At 64.4% G+C, this 233-nt stretch carries 1 pseudogene; it reads right to left on the reverse strand.

The annotated features are described in order from the left end of the window. Position 1: 1 nt before the first annotated feature. Positions 2 to 233 (reverse strand): annotated as a pseudogene (locus ACSHWJ_RS16125) (Hsp70 family protein); the annotation flags it as partial.

Raw genomic sequence — 233 nt, forward strand, 5'->3', positions numbered from 1 at the left:
CTCATTTGTTGAAGGACCAGAAGGGCTTCTTCCCGGCCGGTTCATCTCCGCCGGCATCCCCCTCCACCACTGATTCGGCGGGCGCTTCGAGGGTACCGAGATAAGGCGCTTCGGGACTCACCTCATCGAAGGCTGGCACCGGTTTCTCGCCGCTGCGCACCGCGAATTCGACCTTCCAGCGCTCACCGCTGTCCCGCGCCACGGCTTCAAGCTGAAGCGTGCCGACCTCGGTC

Origin of the sequence: Methylococcus sp. S1M (genome assembly GCF_051295855.1) — a bacterium.
Lineage (GTDB): Bacteria > Pseudomonadota > Gammaproteobacteria > Methylococcales > Methylococcaceae > Methylococcus > Methylococcus capsulatus.